The sequence below is a fragment of the Mycobacterium tuberculosis complex sp. N0072 genome (genome assembly GCF_030323725.1).
GTDB classification, from domain to species: Bacteria; Actinomycetota; Actinomycetes; order Mycobacteriales; family Mycobacteriaceae; genus Mycobacterium; species Mycobacterium tuberculosis.
Genome location: NZ_CP040689.1, coordinates 3,612,713 through 3,638,056 on the forward strand (window position 1 = coordinate 3,612,713; position 25,344 = coordinate 3,638,056).

Sequence of the window (25,344 nt, forward strand, 5' to 3'; positions counted from 1 at the left end):
ACCTACGGTTCCGTATCTAGGCCCGGACGCGCAGACTGCGTCACACCCACGGCATCGTCAGAGCAGGTCCAGCAGAAATGGCAGCTCTTGGTTGGCGTACCAGGCGAGATCGTGGTCCTGGGCGTCACCGACCACCAGCTCAGCGTCCTCGTCGCCCAGGTCAGCGGCATCGATGACCGCAATCGCCGCCATCACGGCCGGCTCAGCGCCGGCATTGTCGACATATGCGGCGACAACCTGATCGATCGTGATTGGCCCCGCCAGCCTGACGACCGCGTCATCAAGATCGGGACGGTACGTGGCATCGTCGACCTCGGCGGCCAGCACCGCGCGTCTGGGCGGCAGGGCGTCTGCGGTGGCGCCGATGTCCGCCGCTAGCAGACGCAACGACGCCAACGCCGCTTCGCGCAGCGCCACCTCGGCAAGCTCCTCGTCGTCACCCTCGGCGTACGACTCACGCAACGTCGGCGTCACTGCAAAAGCAGTGCCGTTGACCGGCCACAACGCGCCATCGGCAACGAGTCGCTGCAACATGGCCAGGGTGGCCGGGATGTAGACTTGCGTCACCGGGCGATCAACGTGGCCACATAGTCGTCGACGTATGTCGACAACTCGCGGGGCGGACGCCTGTAGTTGCCACTCACAAGCGGCCGTGGCGGCAGCTTGACCTTTGGCTTTTCCACATCTGCGTAGTCAATCGTGGACAGCAAGTGGGCCATCATGTTCAGCCGCGCGTGCTTTTTGATATCAGACTCCACCACGTACCAGGGGCTGACGGGGGTGTCGGTATGCACCATCATCTCGTCCTTTGCGCGCGAATAGTCCTCCCACCGATACACCGATTCCAGGTCCATTGGGCTGAGCTTCCATTGCCGGACCGGGTCATTCCGTCGAGCCTTGAATCGGCGCAACTGTTCGGCGTCTGAGACTGAAAACCAGTATTTGCGAAGCAGAATCCCGTCATCGATCAGCATCTGCTCGAAAATCGGGGTCTGCCGCAAAAACAACACATACTCCTGCGGCGTACAGAAACCCATGACCTTCTCCACACCGGCGCGGTTGTACCAGGACCGATCGAAGAGCACTATCTCACCTTTGGCGGGAAGATGGGCAATATAACGCTGGTAGTACCACTGACCCCGCTCGCGATCCGTCGGCGCGGGCAATGCCGCGATACGAGCCACTCGCGGGTTGAGGTACTCGGTGATCCGTTTGATGGCGCCACCCTTACCAGCTCCGTCACGGCCTTCGAAGATGACCACCAGACGCGCACCCGAATGCCGGGCCCACTCTTGCAGCTTCACGAATTCTGTTTGCAGCCGAAACAATTCGGCTTGGTAGACGGCATCGGAGATCTTGCGCCGGCCCGGCGCAGCTGATCTGTGTCCCTTCGCTCTCGACGACGCGCCGTCGTTGGTCGCGGTGCTCACATCAACGGATGGTATATCCACACATCACCATCGACCCCTAACAACTACCGCGAAGCCTCCAGAAGCTCGTCCAGTGCTTGGCTCAACAGCCCCGGCAGCAGATCGACATCGCTCATCGCGTCGCGGTCGGCATTGATGCCGAAATACAACATCCCGTTATACGACGTCACGCTGATGGCCAGCGCCTGGTTGTGCAGTAGCGGCGGCACGGAGTAGGTCTCCAGCAGCTTGGTACCCGCAATGTACATCTGCGACTGGGTTCCGGGGGCATTGGTGATCAACAGATTGAACAACCGTGCCGAAAAGCTAGTGGCGACCCGCACCCCCATGGCGTGCAAAGTGGCCGGTGCTAACCCCGACAACGTGACGATAGTCCTGGCATCGACCAGGCTGGCGGCGGTCGGGTTGGATTCGGTGGCGTGCGCGATCTGCGACAACCGCACTACGGCATTGCCCTCCCCCACCGGGAGGTCAACCAAGAACGGTGTCACCTGGCTGATCGCCTGACCAGGGCCGGTTGAGTCGAGTTGGTCGTCGGCATAGACCGACAGCGGCGCCATCGCCCGAACAGTCGCGGTCGGTGCCACAGCTTCACCGCGTGACATCAGCCAGTTGCCCAAGGCACCGGCAATCACCGTCAGCACCACGTCGTGGACGTCACAGTCGTAGCGAGCCCGCACCGTGCGATAGTCATCAAGACTTGCACGGGCAACCGTAAATCGCCGATTACGCGACACGGTGGCATTGAGCGGGCTACTGGGCGCGGTGCCCCGTGCCACCGTGCGGGCGATATCGAGAACCTTGCGGCCCGTCTCGACGAGTTGGCCGGAATTCGTTACCAACCCGGCGACCGCGGATCCGACGGCCTGTAGTTGTGCGCCCGGCCGCACCAGCCAGTCCCCGACCGCGCGCAGCAGCAACCGCGTGGTGCCGCCGTTCCGGGACCCAGATGTCTTCCGGAAACGCCGGTGGACGCCGCGTCCGGTCGGCGATCACGTGGCCTATCGCCAGCGCGGTCACCCCGTTGATCAGGGCTTGGTGCGACTTGGTGTAGAGGGCAATGCGATTCTTTTCCAGACCCTCGACGAGATACATCTCCCACAATGGCCGCGATTTGTCCAGCGGCCGAGCGGCCAGCCGTGCGATCAGCTCGTGCAGTTGCTCGTCACTACCCGGCGACGGCAGGGCCGACCGCCGGACGTGGTAGGTGATGTCGAAGTCGCGATCGTCGATCCACACCGGCCTGGCCAGGCCCAATTTCACTTCCTGGACTTTCTGACGATAGCGCGGTATCTGCGGCAGCCGCTGTTCGACGGTTTCCAGCAGTGCCTCGTAGCTCAATCCGGCACGCGGACGGCGCAGGATCAACAGCAACCCGACATACATTGGGGTGGCTGTGTTCTCCAGCTGATAGAAGGAGGCGTCCGATGCAGACAACCGGGTGACCACTACGGCCCTGTCCTCCTTGTCAATTCGTCGCGACGAGTCACGTCGTCGCCCACGCTAACGGTTAGCCCGACCACTTCACGGCGCGGGTACACGCAAGCCCGCATTGTGCGATGATGGCCAGCAACCAAACCGCTGCGCAACACTCGTCTGCCACTCTCCAGCAGGCTCCTCGTTCGATCGATGATGCTGGAGGGTGCCCCTTGACCATCAGTCCTATCGCGAACTCACCGGGCGACACCTTCGCCGTCACACCCGTCGTCGAGTACGAGCCGCCGCCGCGAAACATCCCGCCGTGCGGGCAATCATCGCACGCAGCCCGGCGGCCGCACACCCCGCAGCTAGCTCGCCGACAACCAATCAGGCCGAGCGGCCGGGCACCGGCAGCGGTCACCTCCACGGCCAAGTCACCGCGGCTGCGTCAAGCGGGGACCTTCGCCGATGCCGCGCTACGCCGAGTGCTGGAGGTCATCGACCGCCGCCGCCCGGTGGGCCAGCTGCGCCCCCTGCTGGCACCCGGCCTCGTCGACTCCGTGCTCGCGGTGAGCCGCACGGCGGCCGGACACCAACAAGGCGCGGCCATGCTGCGCCGCATCCGGCTGACACCGGCCGGACCCGACACCGCGGACACCGCCGCCGAGGTCTTCGGCACCTACAGTCGCGGGGACCGGATCCATGCGATCGCCTGCCGGGTGGAACAACGGCCCGCCGGTAACGAAACCCGATGGCTGATGGTCGCCCTGCACATCGGGTGAGATCGCCGGCCCACACCCTAGTTCGAAGCTACTGCGGCGGCCGGCAGCCCACCGCCGGTGTAGCGGGCCAGTATCGGACCGACGATCGCCATGACGAACACATACGCCGTGGCCAAGGCGGCAACCCCCGGGATCGAGGCACCGGCCAGCCCGATGATGATCAAAGAAAACTCCCCCCGGGCAACGAGCGCGGTGCCAGCACGCAGCTGCCCACGCCGTGCCACTCCCTCCCGCCGGGCAGCGAACATCCCGGTGGCCACCTTGGTCGCTGCGGTGACAGCGGCCAGGGCCAGCGCTACCGGAAGCATTGAAACGAGCTTTCCCGGGTCAACCGACAGGCCGATTCCCAGGAAGAAGATCGTGGCGAACAAGTCACGCAGCGGAGTCAGCACCATGCGTGCCCGGTCTGCGGTCTCCCCGGTAAGCGTGAGGCCTACCAGAAACGCACCCACAGCCGCCGACGCGTGCAGCGACTCGGCCACCGCCGCCACGATCAAGGTGATGCCCAGCACCCGCAACAACAATTGTTCGGAATCAGGATGAGTCACCAACCGGCCGACATGATGACCCCAACGATACGACGCCGCGAACGCCCCAAGCAAAGCGGCGATCGCCACCGTCATGCCCACGACCGCCTCGAGCCAGCTGCCGTCTGTCGCGAGAACCGCGAACAGCGGCAAGTAGGCCGCCATCGCGAAGTCTTCGAGCACCAGCACCGACAGCACAGCCGGCGTTTCCCGGTTGCCGAGCCGACGCAGGTCCTCCAACAGCCGCGCGATCACACCCGAGGAGGAAATGTAGGTGACCCCGGCCAGACCGAGGATGGCAACACCGTCCAACCCCAAAAGCCAGCCCGCCACCGCACCGGGCGTGGCGTTGAGGACGATATCGACACCCGCCGACGGCAGGTGGTGGCGCAGACTGCTGGCGAACTCGGTCGCAGAAAACTCCAGACCCAGGGCCAAAAGCAACAACACGACACCGATGGGCGCACCGGTAGCGATGAACTCACCGGCGGCGGCCACCCCCAAGATGCCGCCATTGCCTAACGACAAACCCGCCAACAAATACACCGGAATCGGCGACAACGCGAATCGTCGTGCCACTGCACCCAGCACCGCAAGCACCGCCAACAGGACGCCGAGCTCAAACAACAGCGCCCTCGAAACCTCCACCGGTTCAGCCCTTTTCGACGATCTGTTCGACCCCGGCGATCCCGTCCTCGGTGCCGATCACGATGAGGACATCTCCGGCTCGCAGCACATCAGTCGGGCCCGGCGAGGCCAACACATCCTCGTCACGCACGATCGCCACAATCGACGCGCCGGTACGGGTGCGCGCACGGGTATCACCCAGCGGCCGGTCCACAAACAAGCTACCCGCCCGGATGTGAATCTGACCGGCCTTAAGCCCGGGCACCTCACGCGTCAGCTCGGTAAATCGCTCGGCGATCCTCGGCGCACCCAGAATCTGAGCCACCGCCTCGGCCTCTTCATCGGTGAGCCGCAAAACCGGTCGGGCTTCGTCCGGATCATCGCGGCCATACAGGACGACGTCGAAACCGCCACTGCGCCTGGCAACGATGCCGATCCGGTCACCGCGATAGCTGGTGAACTCGTATCGCAGGCCCACCCCCGGCAGCAGCACCTCCTTGACGTCCATAGGAGTCAATCCTTGACGAAATGCGGCCAAGATAGAAGCGGTACGGGCAATCTCGTTGACTCAGGTATGCCGGTGCGGCCACGGCAACAACATCGACACCTCGCGGCGGTAATCGCGGTATTGGTCGCCCAGCGCCGCGAGTAGGTCGCGCTCTTCGAACTGCAACGCGACCAAGATGTAGCCCGTCGCGCCGATCGCGAAAAGCAAGTGCCCCGCCGTCATCATGGGCGTCGCCCAGAACGCGACGACGAATCCGAGCATGATCGGGTGGCGTACCCACCGGTAGAGCAGATGAGCCTGAAAACCGATCTCGGTGTACGGCTTTCCGCGCCAAGCCAAATACACCTGCCGTAGGCCGAACAATTCGAAATGATTGATCATGAAAGTCGACGTCAACACCGTGGCCCACCCGAGCCAGAACAACGCCCACAACGCCACCCGGCCAGCCGGCTGCCGCACGTCCCAGATGACCGCCGGCATCGTTCGCCATTGCCAGTACAGCAACAACAGCGCAACGCTGGCCAGCAGTACATAGGTGCTGCGCTCGATCGAGGGCGGCACGAATCGAGTCCACCAGCGTTTGAAACCCTGTCGTGCCATCACGCTATGTTGGACGGCGAACACGCCCAGCAGCACCAAGTTGACCACGACCGCCTGGCCGATCGGCGCCGCGATCGCGTGATCTACGGTTCGTGGCACCACTACGTCGCCGACGAAACCGATCGCATACCCGAAGGCAACCAGGAATACCAGATAGCTCGCGGCCCCGTAAATGATCGTCAAATAACGCTTCATAACCTGATTCTGCTCCGCAGGAGTGTGCAGCTGGGGCGTTCGGCCCGATTGGCGCCAATCAGCGATTCAACAGTGCCATGATGTGCGGCATGGCCTCGCGGGCCGCAACGCGTCCCGCCTCGCGGGCGGCGTCGATCTGGTGAAACTCCAGCAGCCCAACAGCACCGGTGTCGGGTCTGATAACGACCTGCGCAAGACTGAGTGCGGCATCCGCCCCACGCTGGCTGCCGATTGTCATCGTGCGCATCAAGGTGTCGCCGATTCCTGGCACTTTTGGCGAGCCGTCCTGTCGAGCCGAGCCCGGCCCGCCACCACCTAAGCCGATGCTCACCGCGATCAATGGGCCATCAGGACTTGCCCGGGTCGAGACCGGAAGGTTGTCTAACACACCGCCATCCACATGCAGTCGACCGTTGTAGACCTGGGGCGGATAGATGCCCGGCAGCCGAAGGGAACACCCAATGACATCGACGAGTCGGCCTCGGCGGTGTACGACCGGTCGGCGGGCAAGCAAATCGACGCTAACGCAACGGAACTCCTTTGGCAGCTCCTCGACCAGTCGGTCCCCGAACGCTGCTTCTAACAGGGTCAGCGTCCGTCGACCACGGACTAGCCCCCTGACCGGAAACGCGTAGTCACTGAGCGGATTGTGCCGAATGAAGTACTCGTATGCGTAGGCGTCCGCTGTTGCCGCGTCCATACCGCACGCTCCGAACACCGCAATAACCGCCCCCATGCTGGTGCCGGCGAACCGGTCGATGGTGACCCCGACCCGCTCTAGCTCGTCAAGAACCCCGAGGTGCGCAAAGCCGCGCGCGCCACCGCCGCCGAGGACTAGACCGATCGAGCGGCCGGCGATGCGTGCGGCGAGCGGGCGTACGTTTTCCAAGATGCGTCGGTAATGAACCACATGAACCGATCGCGGCGTGATCAATTCCTCCCACTGACGCCGGTGCTCCCGGCTGGCGGCCGGACCGGCCAGCACGAGGTCGGCACCCCGCGCACGCGCCGGCAGCCGCGCGGCTTGTGGGTTGGGATCTCCCGCGACCAGCACTATCCGGTCGGCGACGCGCAGGCAGAAGTCCCGCCAGCCGGCATCCTCGACCGCGGCATGTAGCACTACCTTGTCGGCGACTCGCTCCGCGCGATCAAGGCCGTCGCGGTCGACCCGGCCGGGGTCAACGGCACGCAACCGCGCCGACAGCGCGGTAAGCAGGCCAGCGGCCACTGCCGGCACGGGCGCGTCGCCGCTCACTCCGATCACCGAAACGACCACCTCAGGCGACGTCGAGTCAGTCGCCGGTGGCGGTGCCTCCCGCAGCCGCGTTGCCAGCACCTTTACCAACGCCGCCAGCGCACCATGGTCGGCGATCTCGTCGAACTGTGCCTTGGTGAGCCGCACTAGCTTGGTGTCGCGCAACGCCCGGACCGTCGCGGACCGGGGCGCGTCAATAAGTAGCCCAAGCTCCCCGAGAACCTCCCCGCGACCCAGTTCTTTGAGAACGATGCTGTCCTGCAGCACCTGCACGCGACCCGTGCGGATCACGTAAAGCGAATCGGACGGGTCACCTTCGTGGAAGAGATAGCAACCCGCCTCCAACTCGACGTCCTCAACGTGCTCCCCGAGCTGTGCCAAGGTGGCCGCGTCCAGGCCGGCAAATAGCGGCAGATTCCCCAGCGGATCGGCGTCACCGGCCGCCCAATGCTCAATCGGCGCGGCCGCCGGCTGGGGAATCGGTGGCTCCAACCGCGGCGCGATCGCGGGCTCCGGCGCCGGCATCTGGACGGGGTTGCGGTTGGTTCTACCCAGCACCGCGGCCGCGACAGCCACCGCGATGAAACAGATGGCAGCCATAGCCCATCCGCGCCGCAACGCCTCCTCGGCAGTACCGTGCTCCGGCTTACCGATCAAGATCACCATCACCGCGACACCGAGCACCGCACCGAGCTGGCGAGTGGTGCTAACGACCGCCGACGAGGTGGCATAGCTGCCGCCCTTGGCGACCTCGGCCAGCGCTGCACTGCTCAACACCGGCAACGTCGCGCCGACACCGATGCCCTGCAGCAGTTGGCCCGGCAGCCACACGCGGAGGAAATCCGGCTCGGACCCGACACGCTGCAAATACCACACCAGGCTGCCGGCCCAGACCAGCGCACCAACGAGGACGATGACGCGATGCCCATGCCGACCGGCAACCCGACCCAGCGCCGCCGCCACCACGGCAGCCACCACCGCAGCGGGCGCGATCGCGAAACCCGCCTTCAGCAGCGAGTAGTGCCACACATAGTTGAGGTAAAGCACATGGGTAAGGCCATAGCAGTAAAAACCCGCTGCGGCGACCAGCGTGAGCAGGTTGCCCGCCACGAACGACCGGCTACGCAACAGCGCCGGCTCGACCAGCGGCGCGGGGTGCGACCGCGAGCTGTGCACGAACCCAACCGAGGTCAGGACGCTGGCCAGGAACGAACCGACGGTGGCCACGCTCAACCAACCCCAGTCCGGCCCCTTGACCAAACCGAGGGTAACCAACCCGAGCGTTACCGCAAGCAGCAGCGCACCGCGCAAGTCAGGCATGCGGCGCCGGCCCGAGGCGCGGCTCTCGACGAGCATGCGCTTGGTGGCGATCGCCGCGACGATGCCCAGCGGAACATTGACCAGTAACACCCACCGCCAGCCGGCCCACTCCACGAGGAGCCCGCCGATCGGCGGGCCCAGGCCAGCCGCGATCGCTGCCGCCGCACCCCACAGGCCGATAGCGTGCGCGCGGCGCGCCGCGTCGAAGCCCTCAACGACCAGTGCGAGCGAAGCAGGCACGAGTATCGCAGCCCCGATGCCCTGCAGCACCCGGAACGCCACCAACTGCTCGACACTGCCGGCGACGGCGCACAGCCCGGACGCAATGGTGAACACCAGCACACCGGACAGGAATGTCCGTCTGCGGCCCAGCAAATCGGCCAACCTGCCGGCCGCAACCATGAAGGCGGCGAAGACGATGTTATAGCCGTTCAGAATCCAGGACAGGCTCCCGATGTCGTAGGACGGGAAGGAACGCTGGATATCCGGGAACGCGATGTTGACGATTGTCGAGTCGAGAAACGCCAGGAAAGCGCCGAACCCCGCTACCAGCAGAACCGACGCCGACGAAGGTCGGCGACGACGGGTGAGATTAGCGAACCCCTTGCCGCCGTGCAACGAAATGTGCATGCGCGCCGGGGCGCGGGGTGTGCCGGGAAGTGACTTCTGGGAACTGAGAAACCGATACACCCATCTGCAACCTACGCGCTAACGCTTCTTGACCGATTTCGGCGGCTTGGCGCCGCGGCCTTGTCGGCGGGCGGCTTCGCGCCGCTCGCGCCGGCTAGCACCGGCCGGCACTCCGGCCGGCGTCTTGTGGGCTCCACCGCCGTTGCGCTGCACCTGAGCCGAGCCATCCTCCGCGGGACCGGAATAGGTCAAAGCGGGCGACTCGCTGGCAACACCCTTGGCGCGTAATGCACTTGGAGCTCTTTCGCGCGCGCCACCATCGACCGCGCTGCGTTGCTGCGCGGCGGCTGCGGCCGCGGCGGCGAATTCGGCAAGCTCTGCGGGTTCGGCAGCCGGGGCAACCGGCGGGGCGGGGACCGCCTCCACGGTGACGTTGAACAGGAAGCCGACCGATTCCTCTTTCATGCCGTCGAGCATGGCCATGAACATGTCGTAGCCCTCACGCTGGTACTCGACCAACGGATCGCGCTGCGCCATCGCGCGCAGCCCGATACCCTCCTTGAGGTAGTCCATCTCGTAGAGGTGTTCACGCCACTTACGGTCTATGACGTTGAGCAGCACGTTGCGTTCCAGCTGGCGCATCGCACCCTCGCCGGCGATTTCCTCGAGTTCGGCTTCCCGTGCGGCATAGGCACGTTCGGCGTCCTTGAGTAGTGCCTCCAGCAACTCCTCGCGGGTGAGATCGTCGCGCTCGAATTCGTGGTCCTTGCGGGTCAGCGAGTCGGCGGTGATCCCCACCGGATAGAGGGTTTTGAGTGCCGTCCACAACGCGTCCAGATCCCAATCTTCGGCATAGCCTTCGCCGGTCGCGCCGTCGACGTAGGCGGTGATGACATCGCGGACCATGTCCAGCGCCTGGTCCTTGAGGTTTTCGCCTTCGAGGATGCGCCGGCGCTCGGCGTAGATGACCTTGCGCTGCTGGTTCATCACCTCGTCGTATTTGAGGACGTTCTTGCGGACCTCAAAGTTCTGCTGCTCGACCTGGGTCTGGGCGCTCTTGATGGCCCGGGTGACCATCTTGGCTTCGATCGGCACGTCGTCGGGCAGGTTCAGCCTGGTCAACAAGGTCTCCAAGGCCGCGCCATTGAAGCGGCGCATCAGCTCGTCACCCAGCGACAAATAGAAGCGCGACTCCCCGGGGTCCCCCTGGCGGCCGGACCGGCCACGCAACTGGTTGTCGATCCGCCGCGACTCGTGGCGCTCGGTGCCCAGCACGTACAGGCCGCCGGCCTCGATTACTTCCTTGGCCTCCTTGCTGGCTTCCTCTTTGACGATGGGCAGTTCGGAGTGCCAGGCCGCCTCGTACTCCTCGGGCGTCTCCACCGGATCCAGGCCGCGTTCGCGCAGCCGCTGATCGGTGAGAAAGTCGACGTTGCCGCCCAGCACAATGTCGGTGCCGCGACCGGCCATGTTGGTGGCGACGGTGACGCCGCCGCGGCGGCCCGCCACCGCGATGATGGTCGCCTCTTGCTCGTGGTACTTGGCGTTGAGCACATTGTGCGGGATGCGCCGCTTGGTGAACTGCCGCGACAGATACTCCGAGCGCTCCACGCTGGTGGTGCCGATCAGCACCGGCTGTCCCTTCGCGTAGCGCTCGGCGACGTCGTCGACCACCGCGATGTACTTGGCCTCCTCGGTCTTGTAGATCAGGTCGGACTGGTCTTCACGGATCATCGGCATGTTGGTCGGGATGCTGACCACGCCCAGCTTGTAGATCTCGTGCAGCTCGGCCGCCTCCGTCTGGGCGGTGCCGGTCATGCCGGCGAGCTTGTCGTAGAGCCGGAAGTAGTTCTGCAGCGTGATGGTGGCCAGCGTCTGGTTCTCGGCCTTGATCTCGACGTGCTCCTTGGCCTCGATGGCCTGGTGCATGCCCTCGTTGTAGCGGCGGCCGATCAGCACCCGGCCGGTGAACTCGTCGACGATGAGCACCTCACCATCGCGGACGATGTAGTCCTTGTCGCGGCTGAACAGCTCTTTGGCCTTCAGAGCGTTGTTGAGATAGCCGACCAACGGCGAGTTGGCGGCCTCGTACAGGTTGTCGATGCCGAGCTGGTCTTCGACGAATTCCACACCCTTCTCGTGCACGCCGACGGTGCGTTTGCGTAGATCGACCTCGTAGTGGACGTCCTTTTCCATCAGCGGCGCCAACCGGGCGAACTCGGTGTACCAGTTGGAGGCGCCGTCGGCGGGACCGGAGATGATCAGCGGGGTGCGGGCCTCGTCGATCAGGATGGAATCGACCTCGTCGACAATGGCGTAATGGTGCCCGCGCTGCACCAGATCATCCAGTGAGTGCGCCATGTTGTCGCGCAGGTAGTCGAACCCAAACTCGTTATTGGTGCCGTAGGTGATGTCGGCGTTATAGGCCACCCGGCGTTCATCGGGTGTCATGGTGGCCAAAATCACCCCGACCTGAAGCCCGAGGAAGCGGTGCACGCGGCCCATCCACTCACTGTCGCGTTTAGCCAGGTAGTCGTTGACGGTGACGATGTGCACGCCGTTGCCGGCCAGCGCATTGAGGTAAGCGGGCAACACACAGGTCAGGGTCTTGCCTTCACCGGTCTTCATCTCGGCAACGTTGCCCAGGTGCAGGGCGGCCGCACCCATCACCTGCACGTCGAACGGCCGCTGGTCCAGCACCCGCCAGGCGGCCTCGCGGGCCACGGCGAAGGCCTCGGGCAACAGGTCGTCGAGGGTTTCTGGGTTTTTCTGGTCGGCCAGCCGCCGCTTGAACTCGTCGGTTTTCGCCCTCAGCTCGGCGTCGGTGAGTTTCTCGACATCGTCGGACAAAGTGCCGACATAGTCGGCCACCTTCTTGAGGCGCTTGACCATGCGACCTTCGCCAAGGCGCAGCAACTTCGACAGCACAGCTATGTCCCCGCATGTGTAGGAGTCTTTAGATAAGGCGACTCCCATGGTAGGTGACGACGCGGCGCGCGCCGCCGATCACGCCAGACGGATCAAGCCGTAGTCGTAGGCGTGCCGGCGGTAGACCACCGACGGCCGTTCGGTGTCCTTGTCGTAGAACAAGAAGAAGTCGTGTCCAACCAGCTCCATCTGGTAGAGCGCGTCATCGACCGACATCGGCTTGGCCGGGTGTTCTTTGGTGCGAACGATCCGCCCAGGCTCCCGCTCGACGACGGCACCGTCGTGATCGTGTGCCTCGGCTGGTCTGGTGTTGAAGCCGTTCTCCGGCGCTGGCACCACCGCGGTCGCCTCGGCCAGCGAAACCGGGGTTTTGTCGCCGTAGTGCACCTTGCGGCGATCCTTACCGCGGCGCAGCCGGCTCTCCAGTTTGACGACCGCTGATTCAAGCGCGGCATAGAAGCTGTCGGCGCAGGCCTCACCTCGCACCACCGGCCCTCGCCCACGCGCGGTGATCTCCACGCGCTGACAGGACTTGCGCTGGCGGCGATTACGTTCGTGGTCGAGTTCGACGTCGAACAGGTAGATGGTCCGGTCGAACCGCTCCAAGCGGGCGAGTTTCTGCGAAACGTAGATGCGGAAGTGGTCGGGGATCTCGACATTACGGCCCTTGAACACGATCTCAGCGTTTGATTTCGGTTCGGCCAGAACCTGACCTGAATCCACGGCTAGCCTTGACATACGTGACAACTCGTTTCTCTTTCCACGTCACACGCGCCCTGCGTGCCTGGCCTTCGGGGAGACGCGCCGACGGGGTGGGAGCGGTTGGAGAAGTTACCGCCGCAGGCTGCCCGCCGGAGCAAGATGTCGATTGCTCACCTCCTATCGCGGGATGCTGATTCAACCTGGGAAGCGCGAGCGTGAGTCGTTAAAGGTTGATCTCGACGTTAGCCCGTGTTCGGCTCACCGTGCCACCAAATTGACCGACCTGTTTCGAGTTCTTCACGTTGTCTTGGCAACTGCACCGGCTCAGGCAGATCCTCACGCGGCCGCGACCGCCAACACGGCACCCACCCGCACACCGGCGGCCTGCAAGACCCGGACCGACTCGCGCGCCGTCGCCCCGGTGGTGATGATGTCGTCGACGAGCACGACTTCGTTGCGCGGCCGCTGGCCCCGCAACAGCACCCGACCCGTGATGTTGCGCTCGCGCGCGGACGCCCCAAGACCTACCGAGTCCCGGGCTAGCGCTCGCATCCGCAGCGCCGGGACGACGGTGACGTCATGGTGGCGCCCAAGGGTGGCACCCGCAATCCGCGCCATCCGGCTGACGGGGTCACCCCCACGCCGTCGCGCCGCCCACCGTCTCGTCGGCGCAGGCACCATCGTCAGCGGGTTTTCGAGCATGCCCCAGGACAACAGGTGGTCGACACCGACAATCAGCGCGCACGCCAGTGGCGCGACGAGGTCGCGACGGCCGTGCTCTTTCATAGCGAGGATCGCCTGACGACGCACGCCCGCGTAGCGGCCGAGCGCGAACACCGGCACCTGTGGGTCAACACGAGGACTCACCACGTGCGGTTCACCGGCAGCCACCGACAGCTCGGCGGCACAGGCGGCACACCAGCGGGTCGCCGGCGCACCGCAGCCACCGCATTCCAGCGGCAGGACGAGGTCAAGCACACACCAAGTGTCGCGGTCACCGGTGACAGCAGTGCTGTCAATCGGCGCCGCTGCGCAGCGGCGGCCAGACAAAGCTGAGCGCACCCTGACTCAATTGGGTAATCACGCTTTCCAGATAACGCAGCGGCAGCTCCGTTCGCCACTCCGGAAGCAACGCAGAGAGCTGCAAACAATCGGCTGCGAGGCTGACGTCGGTGATGCGCAGCCCATGCGGCAGCTCAGGCAGTGGCACTCGGTAGGCCGGTGTCCGTGCCGGCAGTGTCCACCGCCGTTGTCCGGTGATCACGGTGCGCGGTCGCAGCCACAGTGTCGTCTGGGAGGTTGTGCCCGCCACGTCGACGTCGACCTCAAGACCTCCCCAGTCGGGCCGGCGCGCCCAGCGCAGCCGGGCCGCTCCGCTCTCGGACAACTCACCGCGCAGCTGCGGCGTCGCTTGACGGAGCACATCATCGAAAATCTCGGTCGGCAGGGCGGACGACAACTCGACGGGAGCGGCGATCACCAGCGGCGGCACACCCGGGCGGATGTGCACGTTGCGCAGGACGGCAACGGCGCTGTGCAAATGATGCTGATCCCAGCTGATGCCGCGAGCGGCCACCCGAACCTCGCCCAGCTGGCCGACGGCCAGCCCCTGCGGTTCCAGTGCCGAGTCCAGCTCGGTGACGGTCAGCACCACGTCATGGTCCCCAATCCGAACCGTGACTTCCTTGCCGATGAGCAGCTGCTGCAAGGTGGTGAACAACGTCCGGTAGGGCGCCGCAACTGCCTGGGCGGCTCCCGCGCTGACCAGCGACATCCCGGTCGACGACCACAGCGAGGCCAGCATGTCCAAGGCACGGAAGGGATCATCCCAACGCAGCCGGGGAACTCTTGGCGACATCAACAAGCGCCTCCTCACTGCGAGGGTAGCCGGTGTGCTCAGGTCGCGAAAAACGCAGGCACAGCACTCATCCGGGCAATACCGGCGCCGCCCCCGGCACCATCAGCCCCGGTACGTCCGCCCAGCCTGGTCGGCTTTCGACAGACGCCGAGTACATCAACACCCCTTGCGGGCCGGCGACATACACAGTCGACGGGTTGGCCGCGATCGCCGTCAGTGGAGTTTGCAACCCGCGGGACGGCGCGTCGGAGTTCACCCCGTCGAGGTTTACATAAGACACCGGATGGGCGGCGTCGGTGCGTGTCACCACGATGTCGTCACCGGTTCGCCAGGACAACGACACCACCGAGGAACCCAGCCCGAAACCCAGCCGCCGAGGGTAGGTCAGGGCGAACTGGCCAGCCTGGGTCTGCTCGACGCCGGCGAGGATCACCTGCCCACCGATCACCATCGCGGCGCGCGTCCCGTCACGGGACAGTTGAAGATCGTTGATCGCCCCCGGGAAGCGGCTGGCCACCGCGGTCGAATCCACCGGAATCCGCGCGGGTTGCCCCGATGCCGGGTCCTGTATCGCTCGCAGCACGACGTTGGTATCGACCACCACCCAGACCGCGTCGTCCAGCGACCAGCTGGGCCGCGACAGGCTGTGCCCGTCGGCGGACTGCACCGCCTCGCCGCCGAGGTCGCCGACCCACAAAGACGCCGCCTCATCCGGAGCCCCGCGCCCCAGCGTCACCACCGAGGCCACCTGACGCCCGCTGCGTGATACGGCGGCCGCCGTCTGCTCCGGCATCCGTCCGAAGGCCCCGGGCACGGGGGTGACTCGCTGTGCGTCCATCGCCACCAGTGATCCGTTCACCAAGGCGTGCAACCCCGCGGCGGCACCGTCGGCCACCCCCGGGTCGGTGGCCGCGACATCGGAAGTGGTCCACCCCTCGGCAAACCTGTCTTCCAGCGGGGCGCCGTCGGCGTTGATCACGTACGGCCCCCTGATGTCGGCCCTGGCCAAGGTCCAGATGATCTGTGCGGCAAGTAATTGCCTGCTGTGCGGATCGGTGGTGGACAGCTTCTCCATGTCGACTCGCGCGCCGCCGTACCCGCGGCCGATTCCGCTCTTTCCGCCGTCGGCCCGAGTCACCGGCCCGCGCAGTCGTAGCGGCGGAGCGAGCAGATTACGCACCGTGCGCGCCATCTCCGGGCGTGGACCCGCCAGCAGTTTGGAGACGAGCTCCGTGGCCAGCTGGTCGCGGTCGGACACCGCGACGTAGCGCGGATCGGGAACCACGGTCTTGCCGGTGGGGTCGGCGAAGTACAGGGTGTTGCGCTTGTACGTTTCTTGGAACTGCTGCCAGTCCAGGAAAACCCCGTTGGGTAGGCGATCGATGCGCCAACCACCGGACGTCTTGACCAACTCGATCGGGCCCGGATCCGGCAGTTGACCCTCGGCGGTCTCAAACACCCCCACATCCGAGAGCGAGCCGAGAATGTCTGCCCGCATGGTCACCGAAACCTTCTCGGCGCTTCGGGTTTCGACGAACACCACGTGGTCGATCAACAACGCGCTGCCGGCGTCGTCCCAGGCGTTGGAAGCCGATTCGGTGAGGAACTGACGCGCCGCCAGGTGCCGGTTGGCCGGGTCGGCTGTGGCCTTGAGGAACTCGCGTAACAGCACGTCGGGATCCATACCCGGGCTCGGTTTGGGCAGATTCGACGGCACCGGACGTTCGACGGTTCCGATGGCTTGCGGGGCCGACGTGCTGGGCACACTGGCACAGCCGGCCAGCACTGCACCAAGGAACAACAAAATTGTCAGCCGCATCAACCGCTCCACTCCGCGTGCTCACGTGGGCGCTGACGTTCCTTGTATTCCGGTGGCATCGGTTGCGGATTCGGTTGCGCGACCGGTTGCAGAACTGGCTGCGGGATCGGTTTCATGGGCAGCGGGCTGGTGGTGACCTTGTGGCCGCGCACCAGCGGAAGCGTCAGCCGGAAGCAGGCGCCCTCGCCGGGTTCGCCCCACGCCTCAAGCCGACCCTGGTGCAATCGGGCATCCTCGACGCTGATCGCCAAACCCAGCCCGGTGCCGCCGGACCGACGTACCCGTGAGGGATCCGAGCGCCAGAACCGGCTAAACACCAGCTTCTCCTCACCAGGCCGCAGCCCAACCCCGTAGTCACGCACGGTGACGGCGACCGTGTCTTCGTCGGCGGCCATCCGGATCCGCACCGGTTTGTGTTCGGCGTGGTCGATGGCATTGGCAATCAGATTGCGCAGGATCCGTTCTACCCGACGCGCATCGACCTCCGCGATCACCTGCTCGGCGGGCAGATCCACCAGCAACTCGATACCGGCCTCCTCGGCCAGGTGGCCCACATTGCCGAGCGCGTTGTTGACCGTTGTGCGCAAGTCGACCGCCTCAACCGACAACTCGGCCACCCCGGCGTCATGCCGCGAGATCTCCAGCAGGTCGTTGAGCAACGTCTCGAATCGGTCCAGCTCGCTAACCATCAACTCGGTGGACCGCCGCAGCGTGGGGTCGAGGTCGGCGCTGTGGTCATAGATCAAGTCGGCCGCCATCCGCACCGTGGTCAGCGGCGTACGCAGTTCGTGGCTGACGTCGGAGGTGAACCGGCGCTGTAGGTTGCCGAACTCCTCCAGCTGGGCGATCTGTCGGGACAGGCTCTCGGCCATGTCGTTGAACGACACCGCCAGCCTGGCCATGTCGTCCTCGCCGCGCACCGGCATGCGTTCGGACAGATGTCCCTCGGCGAAACGTTCGGCGATCCGCGACGCCGACCGCACCGGCACCACCACCTGACGCGACACCAGCAGCGCAATGCCGGCGAGCAGGACTAGCAGTACCAGGCCGCCGGTGGCCATCGTGCCACGCACCAGCGTGATCGTGGCTTGCTCGCTCGCCAGCGGAAAGATCAGGTATAGCTCCAGGTTGGCCACCCGCGACAACGTCGGAGTCCCGATGATCAGGGCCGGCCCGGAGAAACCTTCGGTCTGCACCGTGGCGTACTGGTAGGCGGCCTGCCCGGCCTTGACGAAGCCGCGCAGCGCGTTGGGCACCTGATCGACGGGTCCGGCAGTAGAGGCAGCGCGCGGCCCATCACCCGGCACCATCAGCACCGCATCGAACGCACCGGCGAGGCCAGCCCCCGAAGCGGGGTCGGTTTTCGACGTCAGAGTGTTGCGCGCAAGCTGCAGGCTACTGTCCAGTGAGCGCGTCTCCTCACCGTTGACGATCCCGCTGACGGTGGTGCGTGCCCGCTCGATCTGGTCGATCGCCGCCCTGACCTTGATGTCGAGGACACGATTGGTGACCTGGCTGGTCAGCACAAAGCCAAGCGCCAGGATGACGGCTAGCGATAGTCCAAGGGTCAGCGCCACGACCCGCAGCTGCAGCGATCGGCGCCACGCGACAGCTACGGCTCGACTCAACGCACTGAGGCCCCGTGTCATCGGGCCAGAGCGACCCCGGCGACCCCGAATGCGTCGGCGCGAGCCGAAGATCATCGGCGCCGCTCCTTAGCATCGCTGCGCTCTGCATCGTCGCCGGCGCGGATCACGGAGGTCCGGCCTTGTACCCCACTCCTCGAACGGTCAGCACCACAGTCGGGTTCTCGGGATCCTTTTCGACCTTGGCCCGCAGACGCTGGACATGCACGTTCACCAGCCTGGTATCGGCTGGGTGCCGGTAACCCCATACCTGTTCGAGCAGCACATCACGAGTAAACACCTGGCGCGGCTTGCGCGCCAATGCGACCAACAGGTCGAATTCCAGCGGTGTCAACGAGATCTGCTCACCGTTGCGAGTGACCTTGTGCGCCGGTACGTCGATTTCTACGTCGGCGATGGACAGCATCTCGGCGGGTTCGTCGTCGTTGCGGCGCAGCCGCGCCCGCACCCGCGCAACCAGCTCCTTGGGCTTGAACGGCTTCATGATGTAGTCGTCGGCGCCCGACTCCAGACCCAGCACCACATCCACGGTGTCGGTCTTTGCGGTGAGCATCACGATCGGAACACCGGAATCGGCGCGCAACACCCGGCACACGTCGATGCCGTTCATACCGGGCAGCATCAAATCCAATAACACCAGATCGGGGCGCAGCTCGCGCACCGCGGTCAGAGCCTGAGTACCGTCGCCGATGACCGCGGTGTCGAAGCCTTCCCCCCGCAGCACGATGGTGAGCATCTCAGCCAACGAAGCGTCGTCGTCAACGACCAAAATCCTTTGCCTCATGGTGTCCATGGTGTCACCACATCGGGACAAAACTGGCGCACCACACGGGCGTTTCTTGCTTGATTAGGGCAAATACCCTCAACTTGGCACGTCTGGAGGCGCCAAAGTCGCCGCTAGTCGGCCCGGATCAACATCGGCGCCGACAACCAGCCACCGGCCGCCCCACCCTTGGGCCGCCAACTCGGCGTAGACCGCACCGGTGCGCTGCTGAAGTTCAGCGTCGCGTTCGTAATTGTCGCGCGCCCGACCGGGGTCACGCTGGGCACGGCCGCGGGATCGTTCCCCGGCGAGCTCGGCAGAGACCGCAAGGAGCACCTGCCAGTCGGGCTTGGGCAACCCGAGTCTTGCAAATTCGATCCGCTGAACCCAGGCCGCTGCCTTCCCGGCCGCGTTTTCATGTAGGCGCGCCGCGCTGTAGGCCGCGTTGGAGGCGACGTAGCGATCCAGGATCACCACGTCGTAGCCGCGACACAGCCCCTGGATCGTGTGGACCGCGCCAGCGCGGTCGAGCGCGAACAGCGTCGCCATCGCATACACCGACGATGCGAGGTCACCGTGCTCGCCGTGCAGCGCCTCCGCTGCGATGTCGGCGGCCACCGACTGTCCGTAGCGCGGGAACGCCAGTGTGGCCACCGATCTCCCGGCTGCTCGAAAGGCCCCGGACAGCTTTTCCACCAACGTCCGCTTGCCAGCGCCGTCAACGCCCTCAATCGCGATTAGCACGGCGCGGCCCTGTCGGTGGCGGCGCGAGCAGACGCAAAATCGCCCTTTTCGTCATGAAAATGGGCGATTTTGCGTCTGCTCGCGGGTGGGAGGCACTCAGTAGCGGTAGTGGTCCGGCTTGTAGGGACCCTCGACGTCGACGCCGAGGTATTCGGCCTGCTCCTTGGTCAGCTTGGTCAGGTGACCGCCAAGGGCCTCGACATGGATTCGAGCCACCTTCTCGTCGAGGTGCTTGGGCAGCCGGTACACCTCGTTGTCGTACTCGTCGTTCTTGGTCCACAGCTCGATCTGGGCGATCGTCTGGTTAGCGAAGCTGTTGCTCATCACGAACGAGGGGTGCCCGGTGGCATTGCCCAGGTTCAGCAGCCGCCCCTCGGACAGCACGATGATCGAGCGGCCCGTGTCGCCAAAGGTCCACAGGTCGACCTGAGGCTTGACGTTGACCCGTGTCGCCCCGGAGCGCTCCAGCCCGGCCATGTCGATCTCGTTGTCGAAGTGGCCGATATTTCCCAGGATCGCGTGGTCCTTCATCGCCTTAATGTGCTCGAGCATGATGATGTCTTTGTTGCCGGTCGCGGTTACGACGATGTCGGCGTCCCCGATGGCCTCCTCGACGGTGACCACGTCGAAGCCCTCCATCATGGCCTGCAGCGCGTTGATCGGGTCGATCTCGGTGACGGAGACCCGCGCTCCCTGGCCCTTCATCGCCTCCGCACAGCCCTTACCGACGTCGCCGTAGCCGCAGATGAGGACCTTCTTACCGCCGATCAGCGCGTCGGTGCCGCGGTTGATGCCGTCGATCAGGGAGTGCCGAGTGCCGTACTTGTTGTCGAATTTGGACTTGGTCACCGAGTCGTTGACGTTGATCGCCGGGAAGGCCAGATCCCCGGCCGCGGCGAATTGGTAGAGCCGCAGCACGCCGGTGGTGGTCTCCTCGGTGACGCCCTTGACCGACTCGGCTATCTTGGTCCACTTGTCCTTGTCGGTCTCGAAGCGGGTCCGTAGCAGGTTCAGGAAGACCTTCCACTCGGCGGGGTCGTCCTCCTCGGCGGGCGGCACCACGCCGGCCTTCTCATACTGCATGCCGCGCAGCACCAACATGGTGGCGTCACCGCCGTCATCGAGGATCATGTTGGCCGACTTGTCGGGGTCCGGCCAGGTGAGCATCTGCTCGGCGGCCCACCAGTACTCTTCGAGCGTCTCGCCCTTCCACGCGAACACCGGGACACCCTTGGGCTCGTCGGGGGTGCCGTGCGGGCCGACCACGACGGCGGCGGCGGCGTGATCCTGGGTGGAGAAGATGTTGCACGAGGCCCAGCGGACTTCGGCGCCCAGCGCGGTGAGGGTTTCGATCAACACCGCGGTCTGCACCGTCATGTGCAGCGAACCCGAGATCCGGGCCCCCTTCAGGGGTTGCACCTCGGCATACTCGCGCCGCAGCGACATCAGGCCGGGCATCTCGTGCTCGGCGATCCGGAGTTCTTTGCGGCCGAAATCCGCTAGTGACAGGTCGGCGATCTTAAAGTCGATGCCGTTACGAACGTCAGGGGTCAGCGAATTTTTGGTCACCAAATTTCCGGTCATAGGGGCTTTCATCCTTCTTTGGGGGCTCACAGGGATCCGAGCGGGCTACTTAGCCTAGGTACGCTCTTGCAGTCACTGTAGCCGCCGTCGGTCAGCCCCGCAGGTCAGGGGACATTGATCACACCGTGACGCTCCGCGAACGGCGTTATTAGCCGTGCTAGGTCCGCTGCGACATCATGGTCGGCCTCGGGCGGCATCGACACGTAGCTCAAGCACAGCCGCACGATCGCACGCGAGAGCACATTGGCGTCGTTATCGGTGGTGGCCACCCAGGTATCGGTGAAGGCCGGCGCCAGCCGGGCCGACGCGCGGGTGATGATCGGCGCGCTGTCGGTGGTGATCAGTTGCAGCAGATCGGGCTTGGCGACACCGGTCAACAGCGAGATGACCAACGGATCTGCCGCCGACTCGGCGAAGAACGACCGAAAGCCCTGCAGGAACGCTTCGTAAAAGTTGCCGACGTTGGCGTCCAACGATGCATGGACGTTGTCCACTAATCGGTCGGCCAGGCGCAGCGCGTATCCCTGCGCCAGGCCTTGCCGGGAACCGAATTCGTTGTAGATGGTCTGCCGGCTGATGCCCGCCGCGCGGGCCACGTCGGACAGCGTGATGGCGGACCAGTCGCGGGTCAGCAGCAGATCCCGCATCGCATCCAGCACCGAATCCCGCAACAGGGCCCGCGAGGCCTCGGCATAGGGTATCCGCTTCACAGGCGCGACAGTAGCGCTTGGAGTGCTCACGAGCGAGCCACCTCCACCATCTCGAAATCCGACTTTGCCGCACCGCAATCCGGGCAACTCCAGTCATCGGGGATGTCGTCCCAGCGGGTGCCGGCCGCGATGCCGTCCTCCGGCCAACCCAGCGCCTCATCGTACTCAAAGCCGCATTGGATACAGCGGAACAGTTTGTAGTCGTTCACTTAGTTACCCTCCTATCTTTTCGAAATCGACCTTCTCGCGCACCGCGCAGTCCGGGCAGCACCAGTCGTCGGGAATTTGATCCCAGCCTGTGCCGGCTGGGAAGCCTTCCCTGGCATCACCGTTGGCCTCGTCGTAGACGTAGTCGCAGACCGGGCACCGGTAGGCGGCCATCATGCCGAGGCTCCGTAACGGGCGAGTGCCTTCTCCCGCACGCGCGGGTGCAGGTTAACCCGAGTGATATCGCCGCCGTAGTGCTCCAGCACCCGGTGATCCATTACCTTGCGCCACAACGGCGGGAAGTAGGTCAGCGAGATCATCGATGCATACCCACTGGGCAGGTTGGGCGCACCCGCCATGCTCCGCAGTGTCTGATAGCGGCGAGTGGGGTTGGCGTGGTGATCGCTGTGTCGCTGCAGGTGGTAGAGGAACAGGTTGGTGACGATGTGGTCGGAGTTCCAGCTGTGCACCGGGGCGCAGCGCTCGTAGCGGCCGTTGGCGCTCTTCTGCCGTAGCAGTCCGTAGTGTTCGAGGTAGTTGACGGCCTCTAACAGGCTGAAGCCGAAGACTGCCTGGATGATGACGAACGGGATCAGCGCCGGGCCGAAGACCGCGATCAGCCCACCCCACAACACCACCGACATCAGCCACGCGTTGAGCACGTCGTTGCGCAGATACGTCATGGGATTCCAGGGGCTGACGCCGAGCCGACGCAGCCGTTGGGCCTCCAAATGAACGGCCGAGCGCAAGCCGCCGATAACACTGCGGGGCAGGAACTCCCACAACGTCTCGCCGAACCGCGCCGACGCCGGGTCCTCCGGTGTGGACACCCGGACGTGATGGCCACGGTTGTGCTCGATGTAGAAGTGCCCGTAGCAGGTCTGGGCGAGGGTGATCTTGGACAGCCACCGCTCCAGCGAATCCTTCTTGTGCCCCATTTCGTGGGCGGTGTTGATACCGACGCCGCCAAGCACACCGACCGACAGCGCCACCCCAAGCTTGCCCGCCCAGCTCAAGGCGCCGTCAAAGCCGAGCCAACTGAGGTTTGCGGCGGTGAACAGGTATGCGCCCAGCACCACGCTGAGGTACTGGAACGGGATGTAGATGTAGGTGCAGTAGCGGTAGTACTTGTCATTCTCCAGCCGGTCGGTCACCTCGTCGGGCGGGTTCTGCCCGTCGGGCCCGAAGCGTAGGTCAAGAAGCGGCAACAAGACGTAGAGCAGGATCGGTCCGATCCACAGCGGCACCTGCGCGGCGGCGTGCCAGCCGAGCTGGTTCATCCCCCAGATCAGCGGCAGCATCACCACCAAGGCCGTCGGGGCGATGAGGCCCATAAGCCACAGGTAACGCTTCTTGTCCCGCCACTCCTCGACTTCGGGCGGCCGGGGGGCTTCGGGTCCACCAGAGCCGATTTGCGTGGTCATATGCCAAACCTCCTCATGAGCCACACCACGTTGGGATTTGACAATAGAGCAGTTTGCGTCTTATGTCTAGACATATAACGCAATTTGTAAATACGCGGCGAAGCTAGTTCAACACCTCCGGGTCGCGCTCTCTCGAGCTTGCCGAAGGCCCTGCGCCGAGTGCCGGCGCCCGTAGCCGACATAAATCGCGGTTCCGGCCACCAGCCAGATCCCGAACCGGATCCAAGTCAACGCGGTGAGGTTCAGCATCAGCCACAGGCACGCGCACACTGCGGCGATCGGAAGTAACGGCACCCACGGAGCTGTGAACCCCCGCTGAAGGTCGGGTCGGGTCCGGCGCAGCACGACCACTCCGGCCGAGACGAGGATGAACGCGAACAGTGTCCCGACGTTGACCATCTCCTCAAGCTTGGTGATCGGAAACACCGACGCCGTCGTGGCCACCAACACCGCGACCAGCACCGTGACCCGGACCGGGGTGCCGCGCGAACCGGTCTTGGCCAATTGCCGCGGCACCAAGCCGTCGCGCGCCATGGCGAACAGCACGCGGCATTGCCCGAGCATCAACACCATCACCACCGTGGTAAGCCCGGCCAGCGCGCCGACGGAGATGATGCCGCTGGCCCAGTACACCCCGTTGGCCTGGAACGCGGTGGCCAGATTTGCCGGCCCGCGGCCCGGTACGGTCCGCAGTTGGGTGTATGGAACCATGCCCGACAGCACCACCGATACCGCGACGTAGAGAAGGGTCACGACCCCCAGCGACGCGAGAATCCCTCGAGGGACGTCTCGTTGAGGACGCTTGGTCTCCTCGGCCATGGTGGCCACGATGTCAAACCCGATAAACGCGAAGAACACGATCGATGCCCCGGCCAGCACGCCGTACCATCCGTAGTGGCTGCCTTGGGCTCCGGTCAGCAACGAGAAGACGGATTGATCGAGCCCGCCGCCGTGGTGCTGGACTTCGGGCTCGGGAATGAACGGCGAGTAGTTGGCGGCCCTGATGTAGAAGGCACCGACGACCACCACCAAGACGACCACCGACACCTTGATTGCGGTGACCACCGCGGAAAATCTCGACGACAATTTGGTGCCCAACGCGATCAGGGTCGCCACCAACGTGACGATCACGAGCGCACCCCAGTCGAGCTGCAGCGATCCGAGATGGCCTGTGCCATTACCGAATCCGAACACGGTGCCCAAGTAGCTGGACCAGCCTTTGGCGACCACGGCCGCACCCATCGCCAGTTCCAGCACCAGATTCCAGCCGATCACCCAGGCCAAGAACTCCCCGAAGGTGGCATAAGAGAAGGTATAGGCGCTGCCGGCCACCGGCAGCGTCGAGGCGAACTCGGCGTAGCACAGCGCGGCCAGCGCACAGGTCGCCGCCGCGATCAGAAACGATATCCAGATGGCCGGGCCGGTGATATCGCCAGCGGTCGACGCGGTAACCGTGAATATTCCGGCGCCAATCACCACCGAGACGCCGAAAACAACCAGGTCCCACCAGGTGAGGTCCTTGCGCAGCCGAGTGGTGGGCTCGTCGGTGTCGGCGATTGACTGTTCTACCGACTTCATGCGCCGTCGACCGGCCATGCACCCGTCCTCTCGCACTCGTTGTGACCGCACAGTACTGGGTACTCTGCGAGGATGACGGGTCGCGTAG

The 25,344-nt window shown here is 65.0% G+C and carries 20 protein-coding genes and 2 pseudogenes; 1 reads left to right on the forward strand and 21 read right to left on the reverse strand.

What is annotated here, in order from left to right; translation table 11 throughout:
- Positions 1–57: 57 nt before the first annotated feature.
- The 3 genes and pseudogenes from FF952_RS17065 to FF952_RS17075 all read right to left on the reverse strand — a co-directional run bounded on the left by FF952_RS17065 (position 58) and on the right by FF952_RS17075 (position 2,879).
- Complete coding sequence (locus FF952_RS17065; RefSeq protein WP_003416925.1) at positions 58–567, reverse strand: DUF6912 family protein; 510 nt, start codon at positions 565–567, stop codon at positions 58–60.
- Positions 564–1,430: a polyphosphate kinase 2 gene (gene ppk2, locus FF952_RS17070; RefSeq protein ID WP_009938021.1), complete on the reverse strand. Its 867-nt coding sequence runs from the start codon at positions 1,428–1,430 to the stop codon at positions 564–566. The genes FF952_RS17065 and ppk2 overlap by 4 nt, the downstream gene beginning before the upstream one ends.
- A 44-nt stretch (positions 1,431–1,474) precedes the next feature.
- Positions 1,475–2,879: pseudogene (locus tag FF952_RS17075) on the reverse strand (WS/DGAT/MGAT family O-acyltransferase).
- Between the two features lie 200 nt (positions 2,880–3,079).
- Here FF952_RS17075 and FF952_RS17080 point away from each other — a divergent pair.
- Complete coding sequence (locus tag FF952_RS17080; RefSeq protein ID WP_003912151.1) at positions 3,080–3,631, forward strand: Rv3235 family protein; 552 nt, start codon at positions 3,080–3,082, stop codon at positions 3,629–3,631.
- Between the two features lie 17 nt (positions 3,632–3,648).
- On the opposite strand, the gene FF952_RS17085 is transcribed toward FF952_RS17080, so the two are convergent.
- The 18 genes and pseudogenes from FF952_RS17085 to FF952_RS17170 all read right to left on the reverse strand — a co-directional run bounded on the left by FF952_RS17085 (position 3,649) and on the right by FF952_RS17170 (position 25,274).
- The gene (locus FF952_RS17085; protein WP_003416933.1) at positions 3,649–4,806 is read right to left on the reverse strand and encodes a cation:proton antiporter; all 1,158 of its coding nucleotides are present in this window, start codon (positions 4,804–4,806) and stop codon (positions 3,649–3,651) included.
- Between the two features lie 4 nt (positions 4,807–4,810).
- On the reverse strand, positions 4,811–5,293 hold the full coding sequence (locus tag FF952_RS17090; protein WP_003899982.1) for a cation:proton antiporter regulatory subunit: 483 nt from the start codon (positions 5,291–5,293) through the stop codon (positions 4,811–4,813).
- Positions 5,294–5,353: 60 nt separating this feature from the next.
- Positions 5,354–6,088 (reverse strand): methanethiol S-methyltransferase, encoded by a 735-nt coding sequence (mddA, locus tag FF952_RS17095; RefSeq protein ID WP_003416945.1) that lies wholly within the window; start codon positions 6,086–6,088, stop codon positions 5,354–5,356.
- Positions 6,089–6,146: 58 nt separating this feature from the next.
- Positions 6,147–9,293, reverse strand: a complete 3,147-nt coding sequence (locus tag FF952_RS17100) for an MFS transporter (protein ID WP_003900661.1) — start codon at positions 9,291–9,293, stop codon at positions 6,147–6,149.
- Positions 9,294–9,371: 78 nt separating this feature from the next.
- The gene (gene secA, locus FF952_RS17105) at positions 9,372–12,221 is read right to left on the reverse strand and encodes a preprotein translocase subunit SecA (RefSeq protein ID WP_031656837.1); all 2,850 of its coding nucleotides are present in this window, start codon (positions 12,219–12,221) and stop codon (positions 9,372–9,374) included.
- 78 nt (positions 12,222–12,299) lie between these two features.
- Complete coding sequence (gene hpf, locus FF952_RS17110; RefSeq protein WP_003416957.1) at positions 12,300–12,944, reverse strand: ribosome hibernation-promoting factor, HPF/YfiA family; 645 nt, start codon at positions 12,942–12,944, stop codon at positions 12,300–12,302.
- A 315-nt stretch (positions 12,945–13,259) separates the two neighbouring features.
- Positions 13,260–13,901, reverse strand: a complete 642-nt coding sequence (locus tag FF952_RS17115; protein ID WP_003416963.1) for a ComF family protein — start codon at positions 13,899–13,901, stop codon at positions 13,260–13,262.
- Positions 13,902–13,938: 37 nt separating this feature from the next.
- A complete protein-coding gene (locus FF952_RS17120) occupies positions 13,939–14,781 on the reverse strand; it encodes an LmeA family phospholipid-binding protein (RefSeq protein WP_003416966.1) in 843 nt (280 codons plus the stop codon).
- Between the two features lie 67 nt (positions 14,782–14,848).
- Positions 14,849–16,600: an MtrAB system accessory lipoprotein LpqB gene (gene lpqB, locus FF952_RS17125; RefSeq protein WP_003416969.1), complete on the reverse strand. Its 1,752-nt coding sequence runs from the start codon at positions 16,598–16,600 to the stop codon at positions 14,849–14,851.
- Entirely contained in the window at positions 16,600–18,303 is a 1,704-nt protein-coding gene (mtrB, locus tag FF952_RS17130; protein ID WP_003416988.1) for a two-component system sensor histidine kinase MtrB, read from the reverse strand. Before mtrB ends, lpqB begins: the two co-directional genes overlap by 1 nt.
- A gap of 49 nt (positions 18,304–18,352) precedes the next feature.
- Entirely contained in the window at positions 18,353–19,039 is a 687-nt protein-coding gene (gene mtrA, locus FF952_RS17135) for a two-component system response regulator MtrA (RefSeq protein WP_003899985.1), read from the reverse strand.
- A gap of 69 nt (positions 19,040–19,108) precedes the next feature.
- Positions 19,109–19,759, reverse strand: a pseudogene (locus tag FF952_RS17140) (dTMP kinase); the annotation flags it as partial.
- A 90-nt stretch (positions 19,760–19,849) separates the two neighbouring features.
- Positions 19,850–21,337 carry an adenosylhomocysteinase gene (gene ahcY / locus FF952_RS17145; protein ID WP_003905024.1) on the reverse strand — a complete coding sequence of 496 codons (1,488 nt, stop codon included), beginning with the start codon at positions 21,335–21,337 and terminating at the stop codon, positions 19,850–19,852.
- A 104-nt stretch (positions 21,338–21,441) separates the two neighbouring features.
- Positions 21,442–22,077: a TetR family transcriptional regulator AlkX gene (gene alkX, locus FF952_RS17150; protein WP_003417042.1), complete on the reverse strand. Its 636-nt coding sequence runs from the start codon at positions 22,075–22,077 to the stop codon at positions 21,442–21,444.
- Complete coding sequence (rubB, locus tag FF952_RS17155) at positions 22,074–22,256, reverse strand: rubredoxin RubB (protein WP_003417044.1); 183 nt, start codon at positions 22,254–22,256, stop codon at positions 22,074–22,076. Before rubB ends, alkX begins: the two co-directional genes overlap by 4 nt.
- A gap of 4 nt (positions 22,257–22,260) precedes the next feature.
- Positions 22,261–22,428, reverse strand: coding sequence for a rubredoxin (locus tag FF952_RS17160; protein ID WP_003417045.1), 168 nt, complete (start codon positions 22,426–22,428; stop codon positions 22,261–22,263).
- Complete coding sequence (locus FF952_RS17165) at positions 22,428–23,678, reverse strand: alkane 1-monooxygenase (protein ID WP_003417047.1); 1,251 nt, start codon at positions 23,676–23,678, stop codon at positions 22,428–22,430. Before FF952_RS17165 ends, FF952_RS17160 begins: the two co-directional genes overlap by 1 nt.
- A 108-nt stretch (positions 23,679–23,786) precedes the next feature.
- Positions 23,787–25,274 carry an amino acid permease gene (locus tag FF952_RS17170; RefSeq protein WP_003417049.1) on the reverse strand — a complete coding sequence of 496 codons (1,488 nt, stop codon included), beginning with the start codon at positions 25,272–25,274 and terminating at the stop codon, positions 23,787–23,789.
- Positions 25,275–25,344 lie beyond the last annotated feature (70 nt).